We start from the raw sequence: 20,834 nt of genomic DNA, 5'->3' as shown, positions 1-20,834 counted from the left end.
GAACGCTGGCAACTGAGTTTGTGCGACTGGGGCCAAGGGGTGTTGTCTTGAATTGCCGTTGTTTTTTGGATTAAGACTGTGCTGAGTTGCGCGTGACCTAATCGTTCTGCCGGGTCGCTTCAGCCTCGCCTGCGATTCACTGCCGCATCACTGGTTTCTCAGCTCTCCTCTTACCCACCCAAGGACAACTCCCATGGCAACTTGGCTCGATCGCTCTGGTAATCGGTTGCTGGTGCTGCTGTTGTGGGGCAGTTGTTTGGGGGGTGGGGGCGATCGTGCTTGGGCCTTTGATCCCGAGCATTTGCGCCAACTATTTGCCACGAACCAATGCGAGGGCTGCGATCTGTCCGGGGCGGATCTCAGCGGCCAACGGATGGGCTATGCCAACTTGAGCGGGGCGGATCTGCGGGGCGCAAATTTATCGGGGGCCAATCTGGAGTCGGTTTTGGCTTGGAATGCTAACTTCGCCGGAGCCAATTTGACGGGGGCCAATTTGGAAGATGCCACCCTATCGAGGGCCAATTTGCAGGGGGTGAATTTGCGATCGGCCACCCTGGAGGATTGCGATCTGGATGGCACAGATTTGACGGGGGTTGACCTTAGCGGCGTGGACTTGTCCCGCGTCAATTTCAACGGGTCGAACCTGACGGGGGCCCAGTTGATGGGGGCCGATTTGTCCTGGGCGGAGCTAAACCGGGCCAATTTGACCAATGCCGACCTCACGGGGGCGATTCTGTTTGGGGCTGACTTGAATCAGGCGAATCTGACCGGGGCCAAGCTGGACGGAGCCAACATCGATGGGGCCGAAATGGCGGGGGTAATTGGCTACAGCGGCCCGCTGCCCAAGGCGGGGCCGGCGATTCTGATTCAGGAGCAACAGGACTCGGCGGAGGGTAATCGCCTGTTGGAGCAGGGGGTGAGCCTGTTTAGCCAAGGTCAGTTGCCGGAAGCGCAGGCCACCTGGGAACAGGCCCTGGGAATTTATCGGCGCGATCGGGATGGGGCGGGTGCGGCGGCGGCCATGGCTCAGTTGGCCTTGGTCAACTTTCAGCGGGGGCAACTGGATCAGGCGATCGATTGGGGATTCCAGGCGCTGAATCTGGCGCGGCAGGAGCGATCGGCCAGTGCTGAATCGGTGGCCTTGGGAATCATTGGCAATGTTCACTACGAACGGGCGGATTATCTGAAAGCCCTGGAGTTTTATCAACAACGGTTACAGGCTTCCGCTGGTGGGCCCTTTTACCATGCAGCTTTGATCGATCGGGCCAAGGGGGCGATCGCCATTGGCGACTATGCCACCGGCATGATCGACAGTTTGGAGGTGCTCAACGATCCGCTGCAAACGGCCACGCCTGTTCGGCGTTTAGGGGCCTTGATCACCATGGTGCAGGGCCTGATCGGTGCGGGAGACTATGCCCAAGCTCGCCGCTACCTGAGCGAAGCCCGCCAAGATCTGAAGGGGGTCAGCAGTCGCCTGTGGGAGCCGGAGTTTTGGCAACTGAGCAGCGCCCTTGACTTGAACCAAGGCAACTTTGCGGCGGCGATCGCAGCGGCGGAACAGGCCTGGGCGATCGCCCCCAGCCCCCGATTGAAATATGCGGCCCAACGCTCGATCGGCCTGGCCCAAGCGGCCCAAGGCAACTGGGGCGCGGCTATCAAATCCTATGAAGCGGCGCTGAAAATTGCCCAAACGGTGAACGATCGACGGGGCCAAGTGGAAGTGCTCAGTGACCTGGGCTTGGCCCTACACCAATCCGGCGATTTGAACCGAGCCGCCAGCGTCCTCACCCAAGCGAGCGAGGGTTGGGATGAGCTGGTGAAAACCTTCATTGGGGAAGATTATTTCAAAGTGGGCTTTATTGAGCTGCAAACTCAAGTCAACCAACGGCTTCAGGATGTGTACTTGGCTCAAAACCGCCCGGAACAAGCCCTGGTGGTGTCAGAGCAGGGGCGATCGCGCGTGTTTTTGGACTTGATGATGGGGAAATTGGCCGCCCAAGGTCGTTTGTCGAACCCTGATGCCGCTGTGTCGGTGGAAAGCATCCAGGCCACAGCCCGATCGCAGCGGGCCACCCTGGTGATCTACGCGGTTCAGCAAGAGGACAGCACGACCTATTGCAGCATCTACAGCAAGTCTTGCCAATTAACCACCGCCAAGCCCCAAACCAGCGCCCTCAACCCGCCGCCGCCGAACCAGGTGAATATTTGGGTGGTGTCGCCCGAGGGACAAATTCACTTTCGGCGCGGCCAGTTACCCCAGGCCGAAAACCAGCCTCATCCGGTTCCCTTGAATGATCTGGTGGGCCGCAGCCGCAGCAAGGTGACCTTTCAACAATTGCCCAGCCTGCGCCAATTACACAGCCTGTTGATTGAGCCGATCGCCGATCTATTGCCCAAGCAGCCGAGCGATCGGGTGGTGTTTATCCCCCAAGGCACGCTGTTTTTGGTGCCCTTTGCGGCCCTGCGCGATGCCGATGGCCAATACCTGATCCAAAATCACACCCTGTCGGTCTCTCCCTCCATTCGTGTGTTGGCCCTGGCCAGCGGCCAACTGCCCCCGCTCTCGGCGGGACAGCCCCAACCCCTGCGCGGCCCGGCTTTGGTGGTGGGTAACCCAACCATGCCCCAAATTCCCGATCGCAACTTGGGCGACCAGGAGCGCTCCTTGGCCCCCTTACCGGGAGCCAGCTTGGAGGCCCGGGCGATCGCCCAATTGCTGAACACTCAACCCCTGGAAGGCGCAGCGGCCACCGAAACCGCCGTCACCGCCCGAATGGAAGAATCCCAAATTATTCACCTTGCCACCCATGGCCTGCTGGATGACTACTTTGGTGAGGGGGTCATTCCAGCGGTTCCGGGGGCTTTGGCTTTGGCTCCCAGCCCCAATCCGGAAGGGGATGACCAAGACGGATTTCTGACCACTGAGGAAATCTTGAACCTGAAACTGAAGGCGCAGTTGGTGGTGCTGAGTGCCTGCGATACGGGGCGGGGCCGACTCACCAGCGATGGGGCGATCGGGCTGTCGCGGGCGTTCATTGTGGCGGGCGCGCCCAGCACGGTTGTTTCCCTTTGGGCAGTGCCAGATCAGCCCACGTCGGAATTGATGTTGACGTTCTACCGGGAATTTTTGAAGTCGGGCGATCGGGCAGCGGCCCTGCGGGCGGCCATGCTGGATACCCAACAGCGTCACCCGGATCCGGTGAATTGGGCGGCCTTTTCCCTGGTGGGGGCAGCCCGTTAGGAATCGACAGGAAAGCAGGCGATCGTGCGTGAATCTGTAACGTTCTTCAACGGAAGATTGACAGGCTTGATGATCATTCCGTAGCTTTAGATACAGAAAAAGACTGGTCTTTTAAGCTGGGCGTTGATGTCCAAAGGAGTTGAGGCCATGCAACTGAGCGATCGCGTCACCCGTTCCTACAGCCCCACAACCTGGACGGCCGCGGCCAACCTTGCCCGCCCTCAGGAGCGCTGCTGGGTTGATCTGCTCTGGTTGCCCAATGATGCTTGCCACGATCGGGCGCTGTTGCTTTGTGAGCATGAGGATGAAGCCTGGACGGTGTGGATTCCTGGCCATGGCGAAATGGTGATTGCTCGATCGCAAATGGGCCCGATCGTCTGCGAAGCGGCCTAGCAACTTCGGCCAAGGTTTCCGGCTGCAATTTCCGAACAGAACAGTGGCCAAGCAGCAGGACAAGCCGCTTGGCCACTGTTTGATTTGATCAGCACCGTCCTGACTCACGCGAACCAGGGGCACGCACAGGGCATGAGCCGGAAAGCCAACACCCGATCGAGTTCAGCTCCCGGCAAGGCCACCCCTGCGAACGCTGATCAGCCTAAGGCGCGAGGTAGGTATAACCCTGAAGGCTGCGCTCATAGTTTTGTAGCAGCAGTTGCGACTCCCGCAAGGAAATGTGTTTTTCCTGCATGGCCTGCTCCGCTTGCCGACGAATACTTTCCACCAAATCATCCGACTCGTATTGCACGTAGCTGAGGGCTTCCTTCATAGTGTCGCCCTTCACCACATGCTCAATCCGGTAGCCCTTGGGGGTGAGGTGGATATGAACCGTGTTGGTGTCGCCAAACAGATTGTGCAGGCTGCCCATAATTTCCTGATAAGCGCCATTCAGGAACATGCCGAGGTAGTAGGGTTCATATTCCCGATCGCCATAGGCCTCCTGTTGGCTGGGATCAACCGGCTTCAGGGCGTGCAGTTCCAACACGTTTTTCACGTCGCGCAAATCGATGAATTGGTCGATTTTGCCGTCGCTGTCGCAGGTGAGATCGGCCAAAATTCCCCGCTCGGTGGGTTCCTCATCGAGGCGGTGGATCGGCGCGATCGGAAAAAGCTGCCCGATCGCCCAAGTATCCGGGGCCGACTGGAACACCGACATATTGATGTAGTAGATCGACGACATCATCTGTTCTAGGTATTCCAAATCATCGGGCACGTAATCTTCCTTGCGGACAATTTCCCGAATCTTGGTGCAACAAGCCCAATACAACCGCTCAATTTTGGCGCGATCGGTCAGGCTCAAATAACCAAAACTAAACAGACTCAAGGCCTCATCCCGAGTTTGCGTTGCATCGTGGAACATCTCTTGATAGTTGTCCCGATCGATCAACGAATAGGTTTCGTAAAGGCTCTTGAGGGCTGCGTGGTCTTCCGGTTCCGAGGGTTGCGGCTCCGTGAAAGCCATTTGGCTCACACTCAGCACATCAAACACCAACACCGACTGGTGCGAAGCCACCGCCCGCCCGCTCTCGCTAATCAGGGTGGGAACCTTCACCCCTCGCGACGAACAGGTATCATTCACCGCCGCCACAATATCATCGGCGTAATTTTGCAGCGTGTAGTTGGTGGAAGCGTGGAAATTCGTCTTGGAACCGTCATAGTCGATCCCCAAGCCGCCTCCCACATCCAGGTATTGCATCCCCGCACCCAGTTCATGCAGTTCCACATAAATCTGGCTGGCTTCACGGATCGCATCCTTAATCACGCTGATTGAGGAGATCTGAGAACCGATGTGGAAATGCAGCAACTGCAAACAGTCGAGCATATCCGCTTGGCGCAGTTGATCCACCGCGCCCAGAATTTCCGGAATCGTCAGGCCAAATTTTGCCCGATCGCCCGCCGAATCTCCCCAGCGGCCCACGCCCTTGGCATTCAGCTTGGCCCGGACACCCAAAATTGGCTTGATGCCTAACCGTTGACTGGCGGAGATGGCAAGTTTCACCTCTTCCACCTGCTCCAGCACAATCACGGGCGTTTTGCCCAAGCGCTGGGCCAAGATCGCCGTTTCGATATATTCCCGATCCTTGTAGCCATTGCAAATCAGCATGGCTCCCGGGGTGGTCAACATCGCCAGGGCGATCATCAATTCTGGCTTTGACCCGGCCTCCAGGCCAAATTGATAGGGCTGGCCAAATTCCACCAGGTCTTCAATCAAGTGGCGCTGCTGGTTGCACTTGACGGGGAACACACCCTTATAGCCCCCGGCATATTTGTACTTGGCGATCGCCTTCGCAAAAACCGCCGTGAGCCGTTCAATGCGATCGGCCAAAATATCCGTGAACCGAATCAACAGAGGCAGACCCAAATTTCGCTGCTTGAGCGCTTCAACGAGTTCATGCAGGTCGATCGCCCCGCCGCGCTCCGCTTTTGGCGAAACCGTCACGTGACCCGCTGCATTAATCGAAAAATACGGCTCACCCCATGCCCGAATGCGATAGGTGGCTTCGCTGTTCTCGATTGTCCAGGGACGTTCCCCGGTCACGCTATTTGTTTTTTGTGCCAATTCCGTTAAACCCTGAATTGCCGTGCGTGCATCGGCCCGCATTCCACGCTTGCGTCGTCCGCCCCGGTCACTGCGGGCTGTTGCTTCCGCTGCCTTTGCAGTAACCGACCCGTCCACCATTGGACTTTCGGCCTGGGCGATCGTCGATTCCGCCGTGGCAGTCTCGACCGTCAAATCGATCCCCATTTTTCGTCAACCTCCAGACGACAGTCCAGCTAGCAGCGGGTCTGCTTGATTGATATTGACCGGCAAGAACCGGACTAAGATAAACCAGCTTCTCAGTGTATCCTAATTCCAATCAAAAGGGCGGCAATCCTGACGGGGTAAGGATTTGGTTAACTTTTGGTTATCCTCCCGCATCCCGATCGCGACCGGTGAAGTCAACCGTGAAGCCCTAATCGACAGTCCCGGCGATCGATCCTGACCAAACTGGGCCATTTTTTTGCACTATTAGAAGGGCAAAAATTTCCCGCCCCTATTATTTTTCCCTTTCTTGAGGAGTGCAAGTCGTGGAACGTACGTTTATTGCCATCAAACCCGATGGCGTGCAGCGCGGTCTGATTGGTGAAATCATCAAGCGTTTTGAAGTCAAAGGCTTCACCCTCGTGGGTCTCAAGCTGCTGAACGTGAGCCGCGAGCTAGCCGAAGAGCACTACTCGGTACACCGCGAGCGCCCCTTCTTTGCTGGTTTGGTGGAATTCATCACCTCCGGCCCCGTGGTGGCGATGGTGTGGGAAGGTGACGGCGTGGTGGCATCGGCCCGCCAAATCATTGGGGCCACCAACCCCCTGACCGCCAATCCAGGCACGATTCGGGGTGACTTTGGGGTCAACATTGGCCGCAACCTGATCCATGGTTCCGACGCAGTGGAAACGGCCCAGCGCGAAATCGCCTTGTGGTTTAAGGATGAGGAGCTGGCCAACTGGTCTCCGACGATCAGCAAGTGGCTGTACGAATAGGATCGTTGATTAACCCTCGCGATTCACGAAACTGGGGCGCATCCTCAAATTCGATTCATTAAAACTCGATTTTTTGGGGCTGAGATAGTGAATCTGCTCAACCCCATGATCCTGGGCAAGGGGCTTCAGCCCCTTGTCTTTGCTGCTTTTGGGGGCCTTTAGCCGCGACTGTGGAACTCGATTTGATTGCCCCGAATGATCAGGTCATAGCCACCGAAAAAGTTTTGACCCAATAGCCCAATTTCCAAGGCCGGCGCAACGCCCACTTCTAGGTTGCTGACCGACAGGCCTTCCACTTGCACGGTGTCAACGCGGGCCAAGTCCATGGTGACGCGGCGATCGCTCGGGGTGGAAACCAAGATTTTGTCGTGGGGCCGAATGCCGAGGGTTGACAGCATTTTGCTGGTGATCACGGTGGCGCTGGCTCCGGTGTCCAACATCATGGGGAACTTGCGCCCGTTGAAGGTCACTTCAATGACGGGAATGCCACTGACCCGCCGGATGATAGGGATGGTGGCGATGACGGGCCCGGAACTGGCGGCGGTGCTGTTTGGGCTGTCGCTGCCGGTTTCCGGAGCGGGCAGGTTGGAGCTGGTGTCAGGGTTGCCGCTGGGGCTGCTGGCGGGAATGGGGGTGGCGGCGGCTCCGGGCTGGGTTCCGCCGTTGCTGTCTGGGGTGGTGTTGCTGGCGGGGGCGCTTAGGGGTTGGGCGGCAATGGTGGCGGGGGGTTGGGCGATCGGCTGGCGCGATCGCTCCCGAGCATAGGCCAAGTTGCTGCGGTATTCCTGGATCTTGGCTTGGGCTTGGGCATGTTGGGCACTTTGGGGCGGGACGGATTGCAGCACCACGATCGCCTCTTGCCAACGGGACATGACATATTGCCAATCCGCTGGAATGTAGGCCGATTGGGTGAGCTTCGCTGCGCCATAGCCCAAGTCCAGGGCTTTTTGGAAGGTGGCGGCTCCGTCGATCGCCGGGGTGGGCGCGGTGGGGGCTTGGGGCTTGGCGGCGATCGGGACGGGGGCGCTTTCGTTGGTTTCGACGGGCGCGGGGGCGGGGGCAGAGCCAAGGGGCAGCGCCTCACAACCGGCCAGGGCGATCGCCCCTAGCCCAATCCAGGTTGCCCACAGTTGCTTCCACATGGCTTTGATTTTTGGCTTGAAGGTTAACTGCAACGTTGACTGTAAAGAAGCCCCTTATTTGGGGGGTGGGTCGGGAAAATCAGCCCTTGGCATCTTGATCGATCGAAATTGATCGAACAGGCGACAACCCCTGAAACCGACCTTGCCCCAATGTTTTTTCCTAGGTTTCCCAAAATCCTATAGAAAACTGTCGAATTTGATAGCACTCGCGGGCCAGAAATGATTCCATATAGACTTGATTTTATGCTCACTTCATCGACTGCTGCACAGGCATTGCTCACCATGTCTTCAACTTCCGATCGCCCAGCGCTTTTAGTCTTGGCCGATGGCAGCGCCTATTTGGGTCGCAGCTTCGGAGCCACCGGCACAACCGTTGGCGAAGTCGTTTTTAACACCGGCATGACTGGCTATCAGGAGGTGCTGACCGATCCGAGCTATTGCGGCCAGATTGTGCTGTTCACCTATCCGGAGTTGGGCAACGTTGGCATCAACCCGGAAGATGAAGAGTCCGATCGCCCCTATGTGTGCGGGGCGATCGCCCGCAACGTGTCTCGCCGGCCGAGCAACTGGCGATCGACCGAGGCCCTGCCCGACTACATGGGCCGCCATGATATTCCAGGCATCTACGGGGTTGATACTCGGGCGATCGTCCGCAAAATTCGGGCCGTGGGGGCCATGAACGGAGCAATTTCCACAGAAATCTTGGATCCGGCAGATTTGCTGCGGTTGGTGCAACAAACCCCGAGCATGGCGGGCTTGAACCTGGTGAAGGAAGTCACCACGGCAGAAATTTACGAGTGGACGGAAGGAACCCAACCGGAATGGGAATTTAACCCGGCGACGGAGGCGGCCAAGGCCACCACGGGCGATCAGCCGTTGACGGTGGTGGCGCTGGACTTTGGCGTGAAGCGGAATATTCTGCGCCGGTTGGCGAGTTTTGGCTGCCGCATCATTGTTGTGCCCGCCAGCACCCCGATCGACACCATCTTGGGATTCAATCCCGATGGGATTTTCCTCTCGAACGGCCCCGGCGATCCGTCCGCTGTCACCGAGGGCATTGAAACCGTGCAACAACTGGTGAATGCCAACAAGCCCATGTTTGGCATTTGCATGGGTCACCAAATTTTGGGCTTGGCCCTGGGAGCCGAAACCTTCAAGCTCAAGTTTGGCCACCGCGGCCTGAACCAGCCGGCTGGCTTTGCGGGGCAACAGGTGGAAATCACCAGCCAAAACCACAGTTTCGCCATTTCTGACGGTTCCCTGACGGAAGGAGAGGTGGAAGTGACGCATTTGAACCTGAACGATCGAACGATCGCGGGGTTGCGCCACCGCCAACTGCCGCTGTTTTCGGTGCAATATCACCCAGAAGCCAGCCCCGGCCCCCACGATGCCGATTATCTGTTTGAAAAATTCGTGCGATCGATGCAAGATGCCCGCCGCAATCGATCGGCTGTCACGGCCTAGGCAACTGGGATTGTGCTTGGGCAATCAGTCCCAATTGACAGGAACTCAAGCACGCTAACCCAACAAATCTAAGGTAGGGGCGCACCGATGTGCGCCCTAAATTGATTGTTTTATTTACTATTCTCGTGCGGAAATTTCAAATTCTTCCATAAAAAAAGGGGCCGAAGCCCCTCAACCACCAAAATTCCACCAAAGATTTAGAGAACTTGACCAGTTAACGATCGCCCTCATGCTTCATGCTTTAGAACTAAATTTAGAACTAACCATCAAGCATCAGAGTCGATCGCGTCACCGGACGAGGAAAGCACTCAATTACAGACAATTCAGCCTGGGTCACTGAGTTAACAACCTAGTTACCAACTCAGCTAGCACCTCAGTTAGCGAACGGTTCCCCGTAGCGCTTCCGCATCCACCCCTGGCAACAGGAACAGACGCAGCAAATGCCCAAAAATTTGCACCTGAATCGGGAGCTTCTTCAGGGATTTCAACCACTTGGGCTGTGGTGATTTCTCGATCGCGCTCATCTGCTGATTCAGATCAGAACATTGATGGAGTCGATCGAGAAATTCTGGATGATCCACATTTAAAACAGACGGGAAAGCCCGCGCCGCCGTTTCGTTGGTTTTGCGAATCACTTCCGCATCAAAGTCCGTGGGATTGATGCCAAGGGTGTGATAGAAATTCGCGCGCTCATGAACCGTTAAGGTGTGGGTTGCAAACACCGTCAGCAGGAAAAAACGGCTCCAGAGACGCGATTGCCAGGTTTGCCACAGGCCGGGCTGCGATCGCAGGAGGGCCTTGAAAATATCGCCATGGCGATTTTCATCCTGACACCAAGGTTCAAAGTATTTGAACAGGGGATAAAACTGATTTTCGGGATGGGCGGCCAGGTGACGATGAATCAGAATGTAGCGCCAATAGCCAATTTTTTCAGACAAATAAACCGTGTAAATCACCCACTCGATCGGGAAGAAGGTGTACTGACGATTCTTGGTTAAATGTCCCAAATCCAGAGTACGCCCAAAATCGCCCATGGCCTTGTTCAAAAATCCCGCATGGCGAGCCTCATCCCGCGCCATCAATTGGAACATTTCTGCCAACAAAGGGCTGCGTTGCTTCACCCGACGCGACAGTTCCTTAAAGAGCAAAAACCCCGAAAATTCAGAAACGCACGATCGCTCCAGGTAATCAATAAACGCTTGCCGAGCCTCGCCCGTAATATGATCCCAGGACTGATTAAACGATTGATCGCGCACAAAGTGGTCGCGATTATAGTCCGCGCGCATTTCCGCCAACATCGCTTCCAGTTCCGTGGCTTGGGCTGACAAGTCCAGGCCCGCCGCCACCTCAAAATTTGTGGTGTAAAAGCGCGGTGTCAGGAGATTTTCTTGAATTGCGACCTGCTTGGCGATCGCGGGTTTTGCCAATGAATCAACCATGGTCAAAGATCAAAGATCAGAAATTAAGGACTAGACCAAAACGGAACGAAGACTAAACAAAAACTCAACTTGCGCCTGCGCTAGCGTTCGGAAAACCCCAACCGTCAGCACTGAGCCATGGGACAGGGCAGGAATTGGGCTTGCTGGCGGGACTGGATGAGCCGGATCGTTGGGGATGACCGCCTGCCGGGGGCTGGTTTGTTAAGTTATGAGAATTTCCTACTATTGAATCATTTAATCGCTATATGGTTATTTATCGTTAACAGAATTTTACGCAGCCTAGGAGCGGGCCACCATGAGCCACGACCTGAGCCACAGTACCCAACCCCTCGCCCCCGGACACCAGCTCGCCGCACGCCTGCGGGAGGGAACCCAGCAATCCCACACCAGCGCCGAGAACACGGCCTACATGAAGTGCTTTCTGAAGGGCATTGTGGTGCGCGAGGCTTTCCAGAAACTTTTGGCGAATTTGTATTGGGTTTATGATGCCCTGGAAACGGAACTCGATCGCCTGAAAAATCACCCGATCGTTGGACAAATCTACTTTCCAGAGTTGCTACGGCGGGATCAACTCGCCCGCGATCTTGCCTTTTATTACGGGGAAGATTGGCCAACCCAAATTACCCCTAGCCCAGTCACGCTCAACTATTTGATGCGAATTCATTGGGCGGCTTCAGAGCAGCCAGAACGGTTAATCGCCCATGCCTATGTGCGCTATTTGGGTGATTTGTCCGGCGGTCAAGGTCTGCGAACGATCGCCCGATCAGCTTTGAATTTGCCAGCCGATCAGGGAACCCGTTTGCATGAATTTGACTCATTGCCAACGCCCGAAGCCAAACGAGATTTCAAGATGCGCTATCGGGATCTCTTGAACACACTGCCCTTGAATGAATCACAAGTGGTGGGCATCGTTGAAGAGGCGAACCTCGCCTTTAGTTTGAATCGCCAGTTGGTAGAAAGTTTGGAACCGATGATTCAAGCGGCCGTGAATCCCGCGATTTTTGAAGAAGTGGTTTTGCAATCTCGCAAGGGCAGCACCGAATTGGTGAGTGTGAGTTAGCGATCGCCCGCCATATTCGTCATTCATCTGCCGTTCACTCGCAATTGCTGGTGAATCTGGTGAATTCTCAGCCAATCAACTGTCCATCCCGCAACAACCATTGCTCGGGAGATCGCTCGGTGAATTAATTTATTGATTTTCTGGGCGATCGCTGCTTTCTTTGTCTGTTCGCATTTTGCCTTTTGGTGTTTTTGAATCCCGCCAGGAATTTCACCCATGCAAGTTTTAGATCAAGCTTTAAATTTGGCCTTTGATGCAGATTTGATTCAAAAATATAATTGCTCTTTACCTCGCTATACCAGCTATCCGCCAGCCACAGAACTTTCGACTCAGTTTCCAGAACAGGACTGGATCCAATCCATTCAGCGTGGCAACGATCGCAAAACGCCCCTTTCCTTATATTGCCACATCCCCTTTTGCGAGTCGGCTTGCTATTTTTGTGGTTGCAACACGGTCATTACTCAACACAAGGCCGTCACAGAAACCTATTTGGATTATCTGCAACGTCACATTGAACAGGTTTCAAGGTATTTATCAGATGACCGATTGGTCAATCAGATGCATTGGGGAGGCGGCACTCCGAATTATTTATCGATCGAGCAGGTGCAGCATCTTTGGAAAATTCTGCACCAACATTTTCAATTCACTGACGATGCAGAACTGTCGATCGAGGTGAATCCGCGACCGCTCACGGAAAGCTATGTTTCGGCCTTGCGATCGCTCGGCTTCAATCGCATTAGCTTTGGCATTCAAGACTTCAATCCTGTTGTTCAAGAAGCCATTAATCGCATCCAGCCAGAAGAAATGCTCTTCCAAGCGATGGATTGGATGCGGGCGGCTGAGTTTGAAAGCATCAATGTCGATTTGATCTATGGGTTGCCTTTCCAGGATCTCAACACCTTCCGAGAAACGCTGCATAAAACCCTAGCCCTGAATCCCGATCGAATTGCAGTGTTTAACTTTGCCTATGTGCCTTGGATGAAACCAATTCAGCGGCGGATTCCCTACGATGCATTGCCATCGGCGGAAGAAAAACTAGACATTTTGCAGATGACGATCGCCACCCTCACGGAAGCGGGCTACACCTTCATTGGCATGGATCACTTTGCAAAACCCGATGATGAATTGGCGATCGCCCAGCACCAGGGACAGCTTCACCGCAACTTCCAAGGCTATACAACACAGCCCGATTCTGATCTGATTGGGTTTGGCATGACTTCGATTGGGATGCTGAATGATGTTTATACCCAAAATCAAAAGCGTCTGCGGGATTATTACCGAGCTATTGACTATCAAACGCTCCCGATCGAGCGTGGGGTGACCTTAGATGCTGATGATATTTTGCGGCGTTCAATCATCATGGAACTGATGTGTCAATTCCAGGTCGATCGGGATGCACTGGCCCAAAAATATGGGCTGTCCTTTAAGCACAGTTTGGAAGCCCATTTTCCGCAGGAATATTTGGATTTACGGAATCTGGAAGCCGATGGCCTGTTAACCCTGATGCCCAACCGGATCACTATCACCCCGATCGGTCGCCTGTTGGTGCGCAATATTGCTTCTGTGTTCGATCGCTATCTGCGTGCCCAGACCTATAACGGTTTCTCAAAGGCAGTTTAGAGAACGAATGAAGGGGATCAGCCTGGCGATTATTTTGAAGTGATCCCAAGCTGTAGAGACAAGGGGCTTAAGCCCCTTGTTTTTGTTGAACATTATTTTAGGGAGTGATCTTCACTTGCCCTGAAAGCTATCTGTAGGGTGGGCAATGCCCACCTAATAATTGCTTTATAGCATCTGTGGCATGGTGTACCGGTCATGCTGGATAAAGGCTGTATTTTCGAGAAATGATCTCCATTGGCTCTGAAAGTAAGCTCCAATTAATCTCCATGAATTAAAGTCTGCATTCTCAAACTCATTGCCAAAAAGTTGCAGCTTCAAATTGGTAAACAATGGGCAATGTGATACATGATTCGTGATGATTGATTTGTCAAAAATAAGGTTAGAAGCACAGGGAAAAAAGATTGGCAGCAAAATAACCGAGGTTCAATAACAGGGCCCAATCAAGGCCCGTGAACCCCCAATCCCTAACGCTGACAAATCAAGCCAGCGGCCATCAAGCTAGACAGGGCCTGTTCCACTTCCGGGCGTGTGTATCGAGAGCAGGCGGAAATGGTGGCGGAGCTGATGGCGGTGGAGTTGTGGGCCAGCATTTGCACCAGGGCTAAAATTTCTCGCTCCACTTCAGTCAAAGTGTACTGAATGCGTTTACCCATGCGAACTTCAGTCATGACGACAACTCCAACCTGTGTGATGCAACCAAAAATCATTTCACCGAGCCGCGAAATTCACCCCATGTGCATCGGGGTTAGCAATTGTCGCGACTGGTTCGTCTAAAGAATCGTGGTTTTCAGATGGTTTTGCGGCGATCGCCATCCGTAGCCAGTTGTGAAATTGCCCTAGGCGAGATGCGATCGAGTGGGGGTGAGTGGTGCGATCGCGATCGCAAGCCAATTGCTTTCCGGTTGCCCTGGCCCGATCGCTCCCCCAAGATTGCGCCAAAAGATTGCCCCATCAGCTTTCCTGACAAGGGTTGATCAACAGTACAATCGCAATCAACCGAGGTTCCTCAACAGCTACGGCAACCCAATTCAGCCGAGTTCTGTTGATCTGGTTGGGAAAATCAGGACACCTTGGGAACCGACGGGTTGCGTTTGCACAATTTTTGGAATCTGGCTGCGTGATTGATTCATCTCCTAACTCACCCTTGCTCCCGAATTCGGCAGAAACCAGCGCTCCTGAAGGGCCGATCGAGCCGACTGTGGTTACGGATCCCGATCGGCTCGATCGCGCCCTGCTGCAAGGGGCCCACGCCTGGGAAGCCTCCCGTGGGGAGCTGGCCCTGCTTTGTGTGCCGGGGATGATCGATTTGCATGTGCGGCGGCTGGAGATGTTGGCCGCCGTGCTGGGCTATCCCTTTTCGCCGGAGGAAATGGCGCGGGTGCGAGCCACGGTGACCCAAAACGTAGAGGAGGGGTTTGCGGCTTCTCCCTATTCGCAATTGCTGGTGCGCTATTCGCCAGCTCCGCCTCCCCATCGGGGTCTGGTTTGGGACATTCGACCGGTGGCCATCTCCTACAGCGATCGCGCCAAATTGTTTTTGCAATACCGCCCGCCTAAGGATAGTGATCGCTATCCCGATGCCAAGGTGTTGGATTTGGCGGCGGCCCTCAGGGCCCAAGCCCCCGCCGCCACAATTCCGGTGTTGGATGTGGGAGCCGGGACGGGGCGCAACGCGATCGCCCTGGCCCAACAAGGCCACCTGGTGGATGCGATCGAGTTCACCCCCGAAATGCTCGACACCATTCGCCAACTGGCTAAGGATGCGGGTGTGGCGATCGACCTGATTGAGCAAGATATTCGTGATCCTGCCTTTACCCCCAAGCCCGATCGCTACGGTCTGATTGTTCTGACCGGTGTGGTGCAATATTTCAGCGATCCGGCCCAACTGGCGCATCTGTTGGCCAAGCTGACTCCGGCGTTGCGGCCCGGCGGGAAAATTGTGATGGACTGCTTTGTCACCACCGATGGCTATGACCCCACGCCGCTGGCGCGGCAACTATCCTACGTGACTGATAGTTTTCTGTTGCAGCCAACGGAGCTAACCCGGGCGATCGCCTCGTTGCCCCTACGGGTGGTGTCCGATGAGCCGGCCTTGGCCTATGAGCGGGAACACTTGCCCCCGGAAGCCTTGGCGGCCCGAGAGTGGTTGGATCCCTGGGCCACGGGCGATCGACTCTTCCCCTTGGGGGATCAACAACGGCCCCCAGTTTCTCTGCGATGGCTGGTGTATGAACGGGTCACGCCCTAGCGCTTTCGTTGGAAATTGCTCGATTTTCAGCGTTTCTGGCTTGTCTGACGGTTGATTTGAACTCAGAGATAACTCAGAGATATTGTCCTATGCCTGCAACCAATCCCAATTCCCCCGGTTCTCAACCAACGCCCGATCGCCCCACTTGGAGCAGCCAGGCCCTGAGCCGTTGTTTACCGACACCGGAATGGATGTTGAGTATGGCCGTCTTGCCCGTTTTGACTGGTTTTGTGGGGATTCGGATGTTGGCAACGGCAACGGCAGAATTAGGAGAATTAGCGGAAGAAATCTTTCGGGGCGATCGGTTGCCCTTGCTGAATATTCCCCAACCCCAATCCAATGAGACCTCAATGGTTGAACAGTAATTGTCCTTCGTCGGTCGTGCGACGATCGGGCTATTGGATCACTCCTAACTTGGTTGCCAAAACACCATGCCCAATCGCCTAGCCCCCCTCTTAAACCCCGATCGTCGATATACCTTTTCCGACTACTTCGACCTCAATATTTCTACCCGCGAGCTGGTTGAATATTTTGGTTGTTCCTACCATCTTCAGCCCCTCAATCTCCCCCGCTGGCAGCAATCCAGCGGTGCGGCTGCGACGCAAACCCTCCGGCCGAGTGATGGCGTAAGCCTGACGGAGCAATCTCGCCTCCGTGCCACCTACACCCAAAAACTGCCCTTCATTTCGTTGACTTCGGAAACGGCCAAACGAGAATTTTATATTGCACCCCTGTTGTTGGAATTACTCGACTACGCCCCGATCGAAATTGAAGTGGAATATAGCCTCAATGGTGGTGAAAACCTCAGTGGAACTGTAGACTATTGCCTCAAGGCAGCGGATCAAATGCTGATTATTGAAGCGAAAAAGGGCGATTTAGAGCGCGGTTTTAACCAATTAGCCGTTGAATTAATTGCCTTAGATCGGGCGATCGCCCCTGGCCAACCCTGGTTATACGGAGCCGTGACGATCGGGAATGTTTGGGTTTTTGGCCAACTCGATCGCGCTAGCCAAGCGATTTATAAAGACCTGAATGCCTATACAATTCCTGGCAATCTAGACGACCTGATCGCCATTTTGCTGGGTATTCTTCAGGCTAAGTCGTGACATTTTAGAGGATCTCTGAAAAGCCTAAATGGCTAACCTTTCAGATCTTGCAAGCCAGCGAAGACAAGGGGCTTAGGTTCCGTGCCCCAGTCGTCGTAACAAGGAGCTTGAGCATCTTGCTCCCCACGATCCACTAACGGCAGATCTAGGGTTTTGGGCTAAATGATGATTATTGCTTGATCTGTGCCAAAAAATGCTTTTCAGACCTCTTCTAAGTCAAGACCCCAAAATAGATTCATCAACAATCAAAAAAGGGAGGCAGAATATAACATCCTGCCTCCCGCATGATTCAAAAAACTACTAGCGAAGACTAGCTACAGAACATTGCAAGATCGAGTAGCTAGCTGAAGCCTTTGGAAACTACTTCCACTTGCGGGCAACCAGTTCCGCCAAGTCCACAACGCGCTGGCTGTAGCCCCACTCGTTGTCATACCAAGCGATGACCTTCACCATGTCGCCGCCCAGCACCAAGGTCAGGCTAGCATCCACGATCGAGGAAGCATCGGTTCCCTTGTAGTCCGAGGAAACCAACGGCAGATCGCTGTATTCCAAAATGCCCTTCAGGCCGTTTTCAGCAGCGGCCTTCAGCACTTCGTTCACCTGCTCGGCGATCGTGCTCTTTTCCACTTGGGCCACAAAGTCCACCACCGAAACGTTCGGGGTCGGCACGCGCATGGCGATCCCGTTCAGTTTGCCCTTCATTTCCGGCAACACCAGGGCCACAGCCTTGGCAGCACCCGTGGAGGTGGGCACAATGTTCATGGCCGCAGCACGGGCCCGACGCACATCCCGGTGGCTGGCATCCAGCAACCGTTGGTCGCCAGTGTAGCTGTGGGTGGTGGTCATGGTGCCTTTGATGATGCCAAAGTTCTCATGCAACACCTTCACCACGGGAGCCAAGCAGTTGGTGGTGCAGCTCGCGTTACTAACGATGTTGAATTTGTCGTGGTCGTAGTCGCTGTCGTTCACGCCCATCACGAACGTGCCAACACCGTCACCCTTGCCCGGAGCGGTGATCAGGACTTTCTTAGCACCGGCTTGGATGTGCTTAGAAGCGCCTTCTTCGCTAACAAATACGCCTGTCGATTCAATGATCAGGTCAATGCCCCACTCGGCCCAGGGCAACTTGAGCGGATCCCGATCAGACACGCATTTGATCGTTTTGCCGTTGACGGTAATGGAATTTTCGTCAGCCTGAATGTCGGCATTTAGCTTGCCGAGCATCGTGTCGTACTTGAGCAGATGAGCATTCGTCTTGGGGTCGGACGTATCGTTAATGCCCACCAGTTCGAGCTGGCTATCTTGGCGGGTCAACCAGCATCTTAAGAAGTTACGACCGATTCGGCCAAAACCGTTAATGGCGACTCTAATCACTATGCTATGCCCTCGCGTGCTTTAGGGTGTATTAAGGAAATAGTTGACGTTTTTCCCACGTTTTCGGAGCGGGATTGCCAGCCCTAATTCAGCAACCACTGAAGTTGCTCAACTAGACCACGGGTTGACGCTTCGTCGGCGGCACGCTGGCGAACCAGGCTGGCGCTGACCTCTGCGTCTGTTTCGAGTCTCGGACTGCCCGCCCGCGACTTGAAGGCGTTGATTGTACCCAAAATCATATGTTACAGGCTAACTGCACGATCTGATTCTGGGAACTGAGGCGGGGTTGATCGGGTCGATCGATCCCCCCAAAACAGAGGGCGAGCACACGAAAAGCTGCCCCAAGCGATCGCCTGACAAGTGCCAAGCCATCATGCCAGCAATGTGCCCACATTTAACCATCGATCCCGGCCCAATCCCAAACTAATCGCAACGGATTTTGCAGAATTTTTGCGGGGATCATGATCGCTGGTTGCTGTTTGACCTCGAAGTGAGTGATGGCCACTGGGAATGAGACTCGGTGGGGCGATCGCAAAACACTGGGTTTGGGCTTGGTTAAGGTCTGCTGGAGGTCTGCTGGAGGCTTGGCTGAGACCCCTCAAACACCCTTCTGGGTCGATCGGGCCAATTGGGCTGTTCCCCATCAAAATGGGTTAAATTCGCAAGAAATTCGTCAGATTTCAGGCCGCAATCGTTCGCCGAAACCCACAGCCCAGGCTGGTTTCAGGAGGATCAACGCTTCTCTGCGGCAATTTGACCGTTGCTGATATGATATGGCGTGATTGTTGGTGTGGTGTTTTGAGGAGCGGCAATGCCGAATCTTGTGGATTTTAGCGGAAGGCCTTTCCACTTTATTGGCATCGGTGGCATCGGCATGTCGGCTCTCGCGTATATTCTGGTCAAGCAGAAGATCCCCGTTTCTGGATCGGACGCGCGATCGAGCCATATTACCCAACGCCTGGAACAACTAGGTGCTCAGATTTTTTGGCAACAATCCGCAACGAACTTCGATGCCTTTCGTTCTGGTGTGCCTTTTGCAACTCCTCCCGCGCTGGCCTCGGATGTTCCCCTGGCGGCAACGGCCCTAGCCACGGTTCCCGAGACCGAAGCGCACTCCACCGCACCGCAAGCCCTGCCGCAGGTTGTCTGTTCAACGGCGATTCAGGCAGAAAACCCGGAATATCAAGCGGCTGTGGAGCTGGGTTGTCCAATTTTGCATCGTTCAGACCTGCTGGCGGCGTTGATCAGCCGATCGCGGGGGATCGCCGTTGCCGGAACCCACGGCAAAACCACCACCAGCAGCCTGATTGGTTACATGCTGCTCCAGGCAGGCATTGATCCCACCATCATTGTGGGCGGCGAGGTGGGCGCTTGGGAGGGCAATGCGCGCTTAGGCCAGGGCCCTTACCTGGTGGCGGAGGCGGATGAGTCCGATGGCTCACTGATTAAGCTTTCTGCGGAACTCGGCGTTATCACCAACATTGAACTCGACCACCCCGATCATTACCAGTCGCTTGATGGGGTGGTCGAAATCTTTGAGCAGTTTACCCACAATTGCCAACGCTGGGTGGGGTGTTTGGACTGTCCCACGCTGCGCGATCGCCTCAAACCCGATATTTCCTACAGCCTTGATCCCGATCGCGTGGCCGATTACACCGTGCTGAACCCCCAATATACGGCCCAGGGTGTGACAGCCACAGTGCTAGAACGTGGGGAGGTGCTCGGGGAAATCCAACTGCAACTGATGGGCCAGCACAATCTCAGCAATGCCCTGGCTGCCGTGGCCGTGGGTCGGGACTTGGGGTTGGACTTTGCCCAAATTGCCGAAGGATTGGCGGGCTTTCAGGGGGCCCAGCGTCGCTTCGAGCATCGGGGCACCGAGGGGGGAATCGCCCTGTATGACGACTACGCACACCATCCGAGCGAAATTCGCGCCACCTTGGCCGCGGCTCGCCAACGGTTGAGCGCCCAAGCAGGGCAATCGCGAGTAGTGGCAATTTTTCAGCCCCACCGCTACAGTCGCACCCAAACCTTTCTTGAGGAGTTTGCCCAATCATTTCAGGATGCAGATTTAGTGGCCATTGCGGATATTTATGCCGCTGGTGAGAAACAGGTTCCAGGACTCAGCGGCCAAACCTTGGCCGATCGGGTGGCGGCCTACCATCCCGAAGTGTCCTATTGCGGCTCGCTCGACAACACACACCAATTTCTGTCTGCGGCTCTCCAACCGGGTGACCTGGCCCTCTTTTTGGGTGCGGGGAATCTCAATCAAATCGTGCCTTCGGTGCTGAAGGATTTGGCAGCTCGGGCCGATCGGGCCACAGATGATTGCAAAACCAGTAGCGCTCTCTAATCTGCGGGTGCATTGCCCGATCGGGTGCTGTTGCTACTTCGCTGACTGAACCGTTTTGAATCGACCTTTAGAGTTTGGATGCGCTCCATCGCATTCCAGTTCTCTATATCTAGGCTCATCTAGGCTCTGGAGCTTGATTTTGAATTTCGATTCTGGAGCTTGATTTTGGATCTTGATTCTGGATTTCGATTTTGGATCTGGGTTGCGGGTCTTGGTTGCAGCTCCTAGTGCTCTGGTTCGGTTCCGCCTCTCGGCTTCCTTGCACCAGTTC

At 54.9% G+C, this 20,834-nt stretch carries 18 protein-coding genes; 10 read left to right on the top strand and 8 right to left on the bottom strand.

All coding sequences use genetic code 11. The features are described 5' to 3' along the window. The first annotated feature begins 193 nt into the window (after nucleotides 1-193). Together H6G53_RS01870 and H6G53_RS01865 are read left to right on the top strand one after the other, a co-directional pair. The gene (locus H6G53_RS01870; protein WP_190530737.1) at nucleotides 194-3,241 is read left to right on the top strand and encodes a CHAT domain-containing protein; all 3,048 of its coding nucleotides are present in this window, start codon (nucleotides 194-196) and stop codon (nucleotides 3,239-3,241) included. Nucleotides 3,242-3,367: 126 nt separating this feature from the next. Continuing rightward, nucleotides 3,368-3,634 (top strand): hypothetical protein, encoded by a 267-nt coding sequence (locus H6G53_RS01865; protein WP_143473006.1) that lies wholly within the window; start codon nucleotides 3,368-3,370, stop codon nucleotides 3,632-3,634. Nucleotides 3,635-3,836: 202 nt separating this feature from the next. Here H6G53_RS01865 and speA read toward each other — a convergent pair whose 3' ends face one another. Continuing rightward, on the bottom strand, nucleotides 3,837-5,984 hold the full coding sequence (gene speA, locus H6G53_RS01860; RefSeq protein ID WP_242026374.1) for a biosynthetic arginine decarboxylase: 2,148 nt from the start codon (nucleotides 5,982-5,984) through the stop codon (nucleotides 3,837-3,839). 323 nt (nucleotides 5,985-6,307) lie between these two features. Between speA and ndk the strand changes: the two genes are divergently transcribed. Continuing rightward, nucleotides 6,308-6,757 carry a nucleoside-diphosphate kinase gene (ndk, locus tag H6G53_RS01855; RefSeq protein WP_099533180.1) on the top strand — a complete coding sequence of 150 codons (450 nt, stop codon included), beginning with the start codon at nucleotides 6,308-6,310 and terminating at the stop codon, nucleotides 6,755-6,757. 158 nt (nucleotides 6,758-6,915) lie between these two features. Here ndk and H6G53_RS01850 read toward each other — a convergent pair whose 3' ends face one another. Next, the gene (locus H6G53_RS01850) at nucleotides 6,916-7,899 is read right to left on the bottom strand and encodes a TIGR02281 family clan AA aspartic protease (protein WP_190530736.1); all 984 of its coding nucleotides are present in this window, start codon (nucleotides 7,897-7,899) and stop codon (nucleotides 6,916-6,918) included. A 282-nt stretch (nucleotides 7,900-8,181) separates the two neighbouring features. On the opposite strand from H6G53_RS01850, the gene carA reads away from it, so the two are divergent. Then, the gene (gene carA, locus H6G53_RS01845) at nucleotides 8,182-9,363 is read left to right on the top strand and encodes a glutamine-hydrolyzing carbamoyl-phosphate synthase small subunit (RefSeq protein ID WP_099534145.1); all 1,182 of its coding nucleotides are present in this window, start codon (nucleotides 8,182-8,184) and stop codon (nucleotides 9,361-9,363) included. 377 nt (nucleotides 9,364-9,740) lie between these two features. On the opposite strand, the gene acsF is transcribed toward carA, so the two are convergent. Further along, nucleotides 9,741-10,802, bottom strand: coding sequence for a magnesium-protoporphyrin IX monomethyl ester (oxidative) cyclase (gene acsF / locus H6G53_RS01840; protein ID WP_099534061.1), 1,062 nt, complete (start codon nucleotides 10,800-10,802; stop codon nucleotides 9,741-9,743). A 295-nt stretch (nucleotides 10,803-11,097) separates the two neighbouring features. Between acsF and H6G53_RS01835 the strand changes: the two genes are divergently transcribed. Continuing rightward, a complete protein-coding gene (locus H6G53_RS01835) occupies nucleotides 11,098-11,862 on the top strand; it encodes a heme oxygenase (biliverdin-producing) (RefSeq protein WP_190530735.1) in 765 nt (254 codons plus the stop codon). Between the two features lie 23 nt (nucleotides 11,863-11,885). Here H6G53_RS01835 and H6G53_RS01830 read toward each other — a convergent pair whose 3' ends face one another. Next, complete coding sequence (locus tag H6G53_RS01830; RefSeq protein ID WP_190530734.1) at nucleotides 11,886-12,080, bottom strand: hypothetical protein; 195 nt, start codon at nucleotides 12,078-12,080, stop codon at nucleotides 11,886-11,888. Here H6G53_RS01830 and hemN point away from each other — a divergent pair. Then, the gene (gene hemN / locus H6G53_RS01825) at nucleotides 12,079-13,482 is read left to right on the top strand and encodes an oxygen-independent coproporphyrinogen III oxidase (protein ID WP_190530733.1); all 1,404 of its coding nucleotides are present in this window, start codon (nucleotides 12,079-12,081) and stop codon (nucleotides 13,480-13,482) included. The two genes, H6G53_RS01830 and hemN, sit on opposite strands and share 2 nt — an antisense overlap. Before the next feature lie 464 nt (nucleotides 13,483-13,946). On the opposite strand, the gene H6G53_RS01820 is transcribed toward hemN, so the two are convergent. Together H6G53_RS01820 and H6G53_RS01815 are read right to left on the bottom strand one after the other, a co-directional pair. Beyond that, complete coding sequence (locus H6G53_RS01820) at nucleotides 13,947-14,150, bottom strand: hypothetical protein (RefSeq protein WP_099534076.1); 204 nt, start codon at nucleotides 14,148-14,150, stop codon at nucleotides 13,947-13,949. A gap of 119 nt (nucleotides 14,151-14,269) precedes the next feature. Next, on the bottom strand, nucleotides 14,270-14,434 hold the full coding sequence (locus H6G53_RS01815) for a hypothetical protein (RefSeq protein ID WP_158234473.1): 165 nt from the start codon (nucleotides 14,432-14,434) through the stop codon (nucleotides 14,270-14,272). A 192-nt stretch (nucleotides 14,435-14,626) separates the two neighbouring features. Between H6G53_RS01815 and H6G53_RS01810 the strand changes: the two genes are divergently transcribed. The 3 genes from H6G53_RS01810 to H6G53_RS01800 all read left to right on the top strand — a co-directional run bounded on the left by H6G53_RS01810 (nucleotide 14,627) and on the right by H6G53_RS01800 (nucleotide 16,836). Beyond that, the gene (locus H6G53_RS01810; RefSeq protein ID WP_190530732.1) at nucleotides 14,627-15,730 is read left to right on the top strand and encodes a class I SAM-dependent methyltransferase; all 1,104 of its coding nucleotides are present in this window, start codon (nucleotides 14,627-14,629) and stop codon (nucleotides 15,728-15,730) included. Nucleotides 15,731-15,819: 89 nt separating this feature from the next. Next, entirely contained in the window at nucleotides 15,820-16,095 is a 276-nt protein-coding gene (locus H6G53_RS01805; RefSeq protein WP_099534080.1) for a hypothetical protein, read from the top strand. A gap of 66 nt (nucleotides 16,096-16,161) precedes the next feature. Next, nucleotides 16,162-16,836, top strand: a complete 675-nt coding sequence (locus tag H6G53_RS01800; protein WP_190354775.1) for a hypothetical protein — start codon at nucleotides 16,162-16,164, stop codon at nucleotides 16,834-16,836. 360 nt (nucleotides 16,837-17,196) lie between these two features. On the opposite strand, the gene H6G53_RS01795 is transcribed toward H6G53_RS01800, so the two are convergent. Further along, complete coding sequence (locus H6G53_RS01795) at nucleotides 17,197-18,210, bottom strand: type I glyceraldehyde-3-phosphate dehydrogenase (protein WP_099534083.1); 1,014 nt, start codon at nucleotides 18,208-18,210, stop codon at nucleotides 17,197-17,199. A gap of 83 nt (nucleotides 18,211-18,293) precedes the next feature. Then, nucleotides 18,294-18,449: a hypothetical protein gene (locus tag H6G53_RS01790; RefSeq protein ID WP_190528908.1), complete on the bottom strand. Its 156-nt coding sequence runs from the start codon at nucleotides 18,447-18,449 to the stop codon at nucleotides 18,294-18,296. A gap of 572 nt (nucleotides 18,450-19,021) precedes the next feature. Between H6G53_RS01790 and murC the strand changes: the two genes are divergently transcribed. Further along, complete coding sequence (gene murC, locus H6G53_RS01785) at nucleotides 19,022-20,563, top strand: UDP-N-acetylmuramate--L-alanine ligase (protein WP_099534085.1); 1,542 nt, start codon at nucleotides 19,022-19,024, stop codon at nucleotides 20,561-20,563. Nucleotides 20,564-20,834: the final 271 nt, after the last annotated feature.

Source organism: Limnothrix sp. FACHB-406 (assembly GCF_014698235.1).
In the GTDB taxonomy this organism is placed as follows: domain Bacteria; phylum Cyanobacteriota; class Cyanobacteriia; order CACIAM-69d; family CACIAM-69d; genus CACIAM-69d.
Note: the sequence above shows the minus strand (reverse complement) of the source record. Positions and strands in the feature narration are given on the sequence as shown.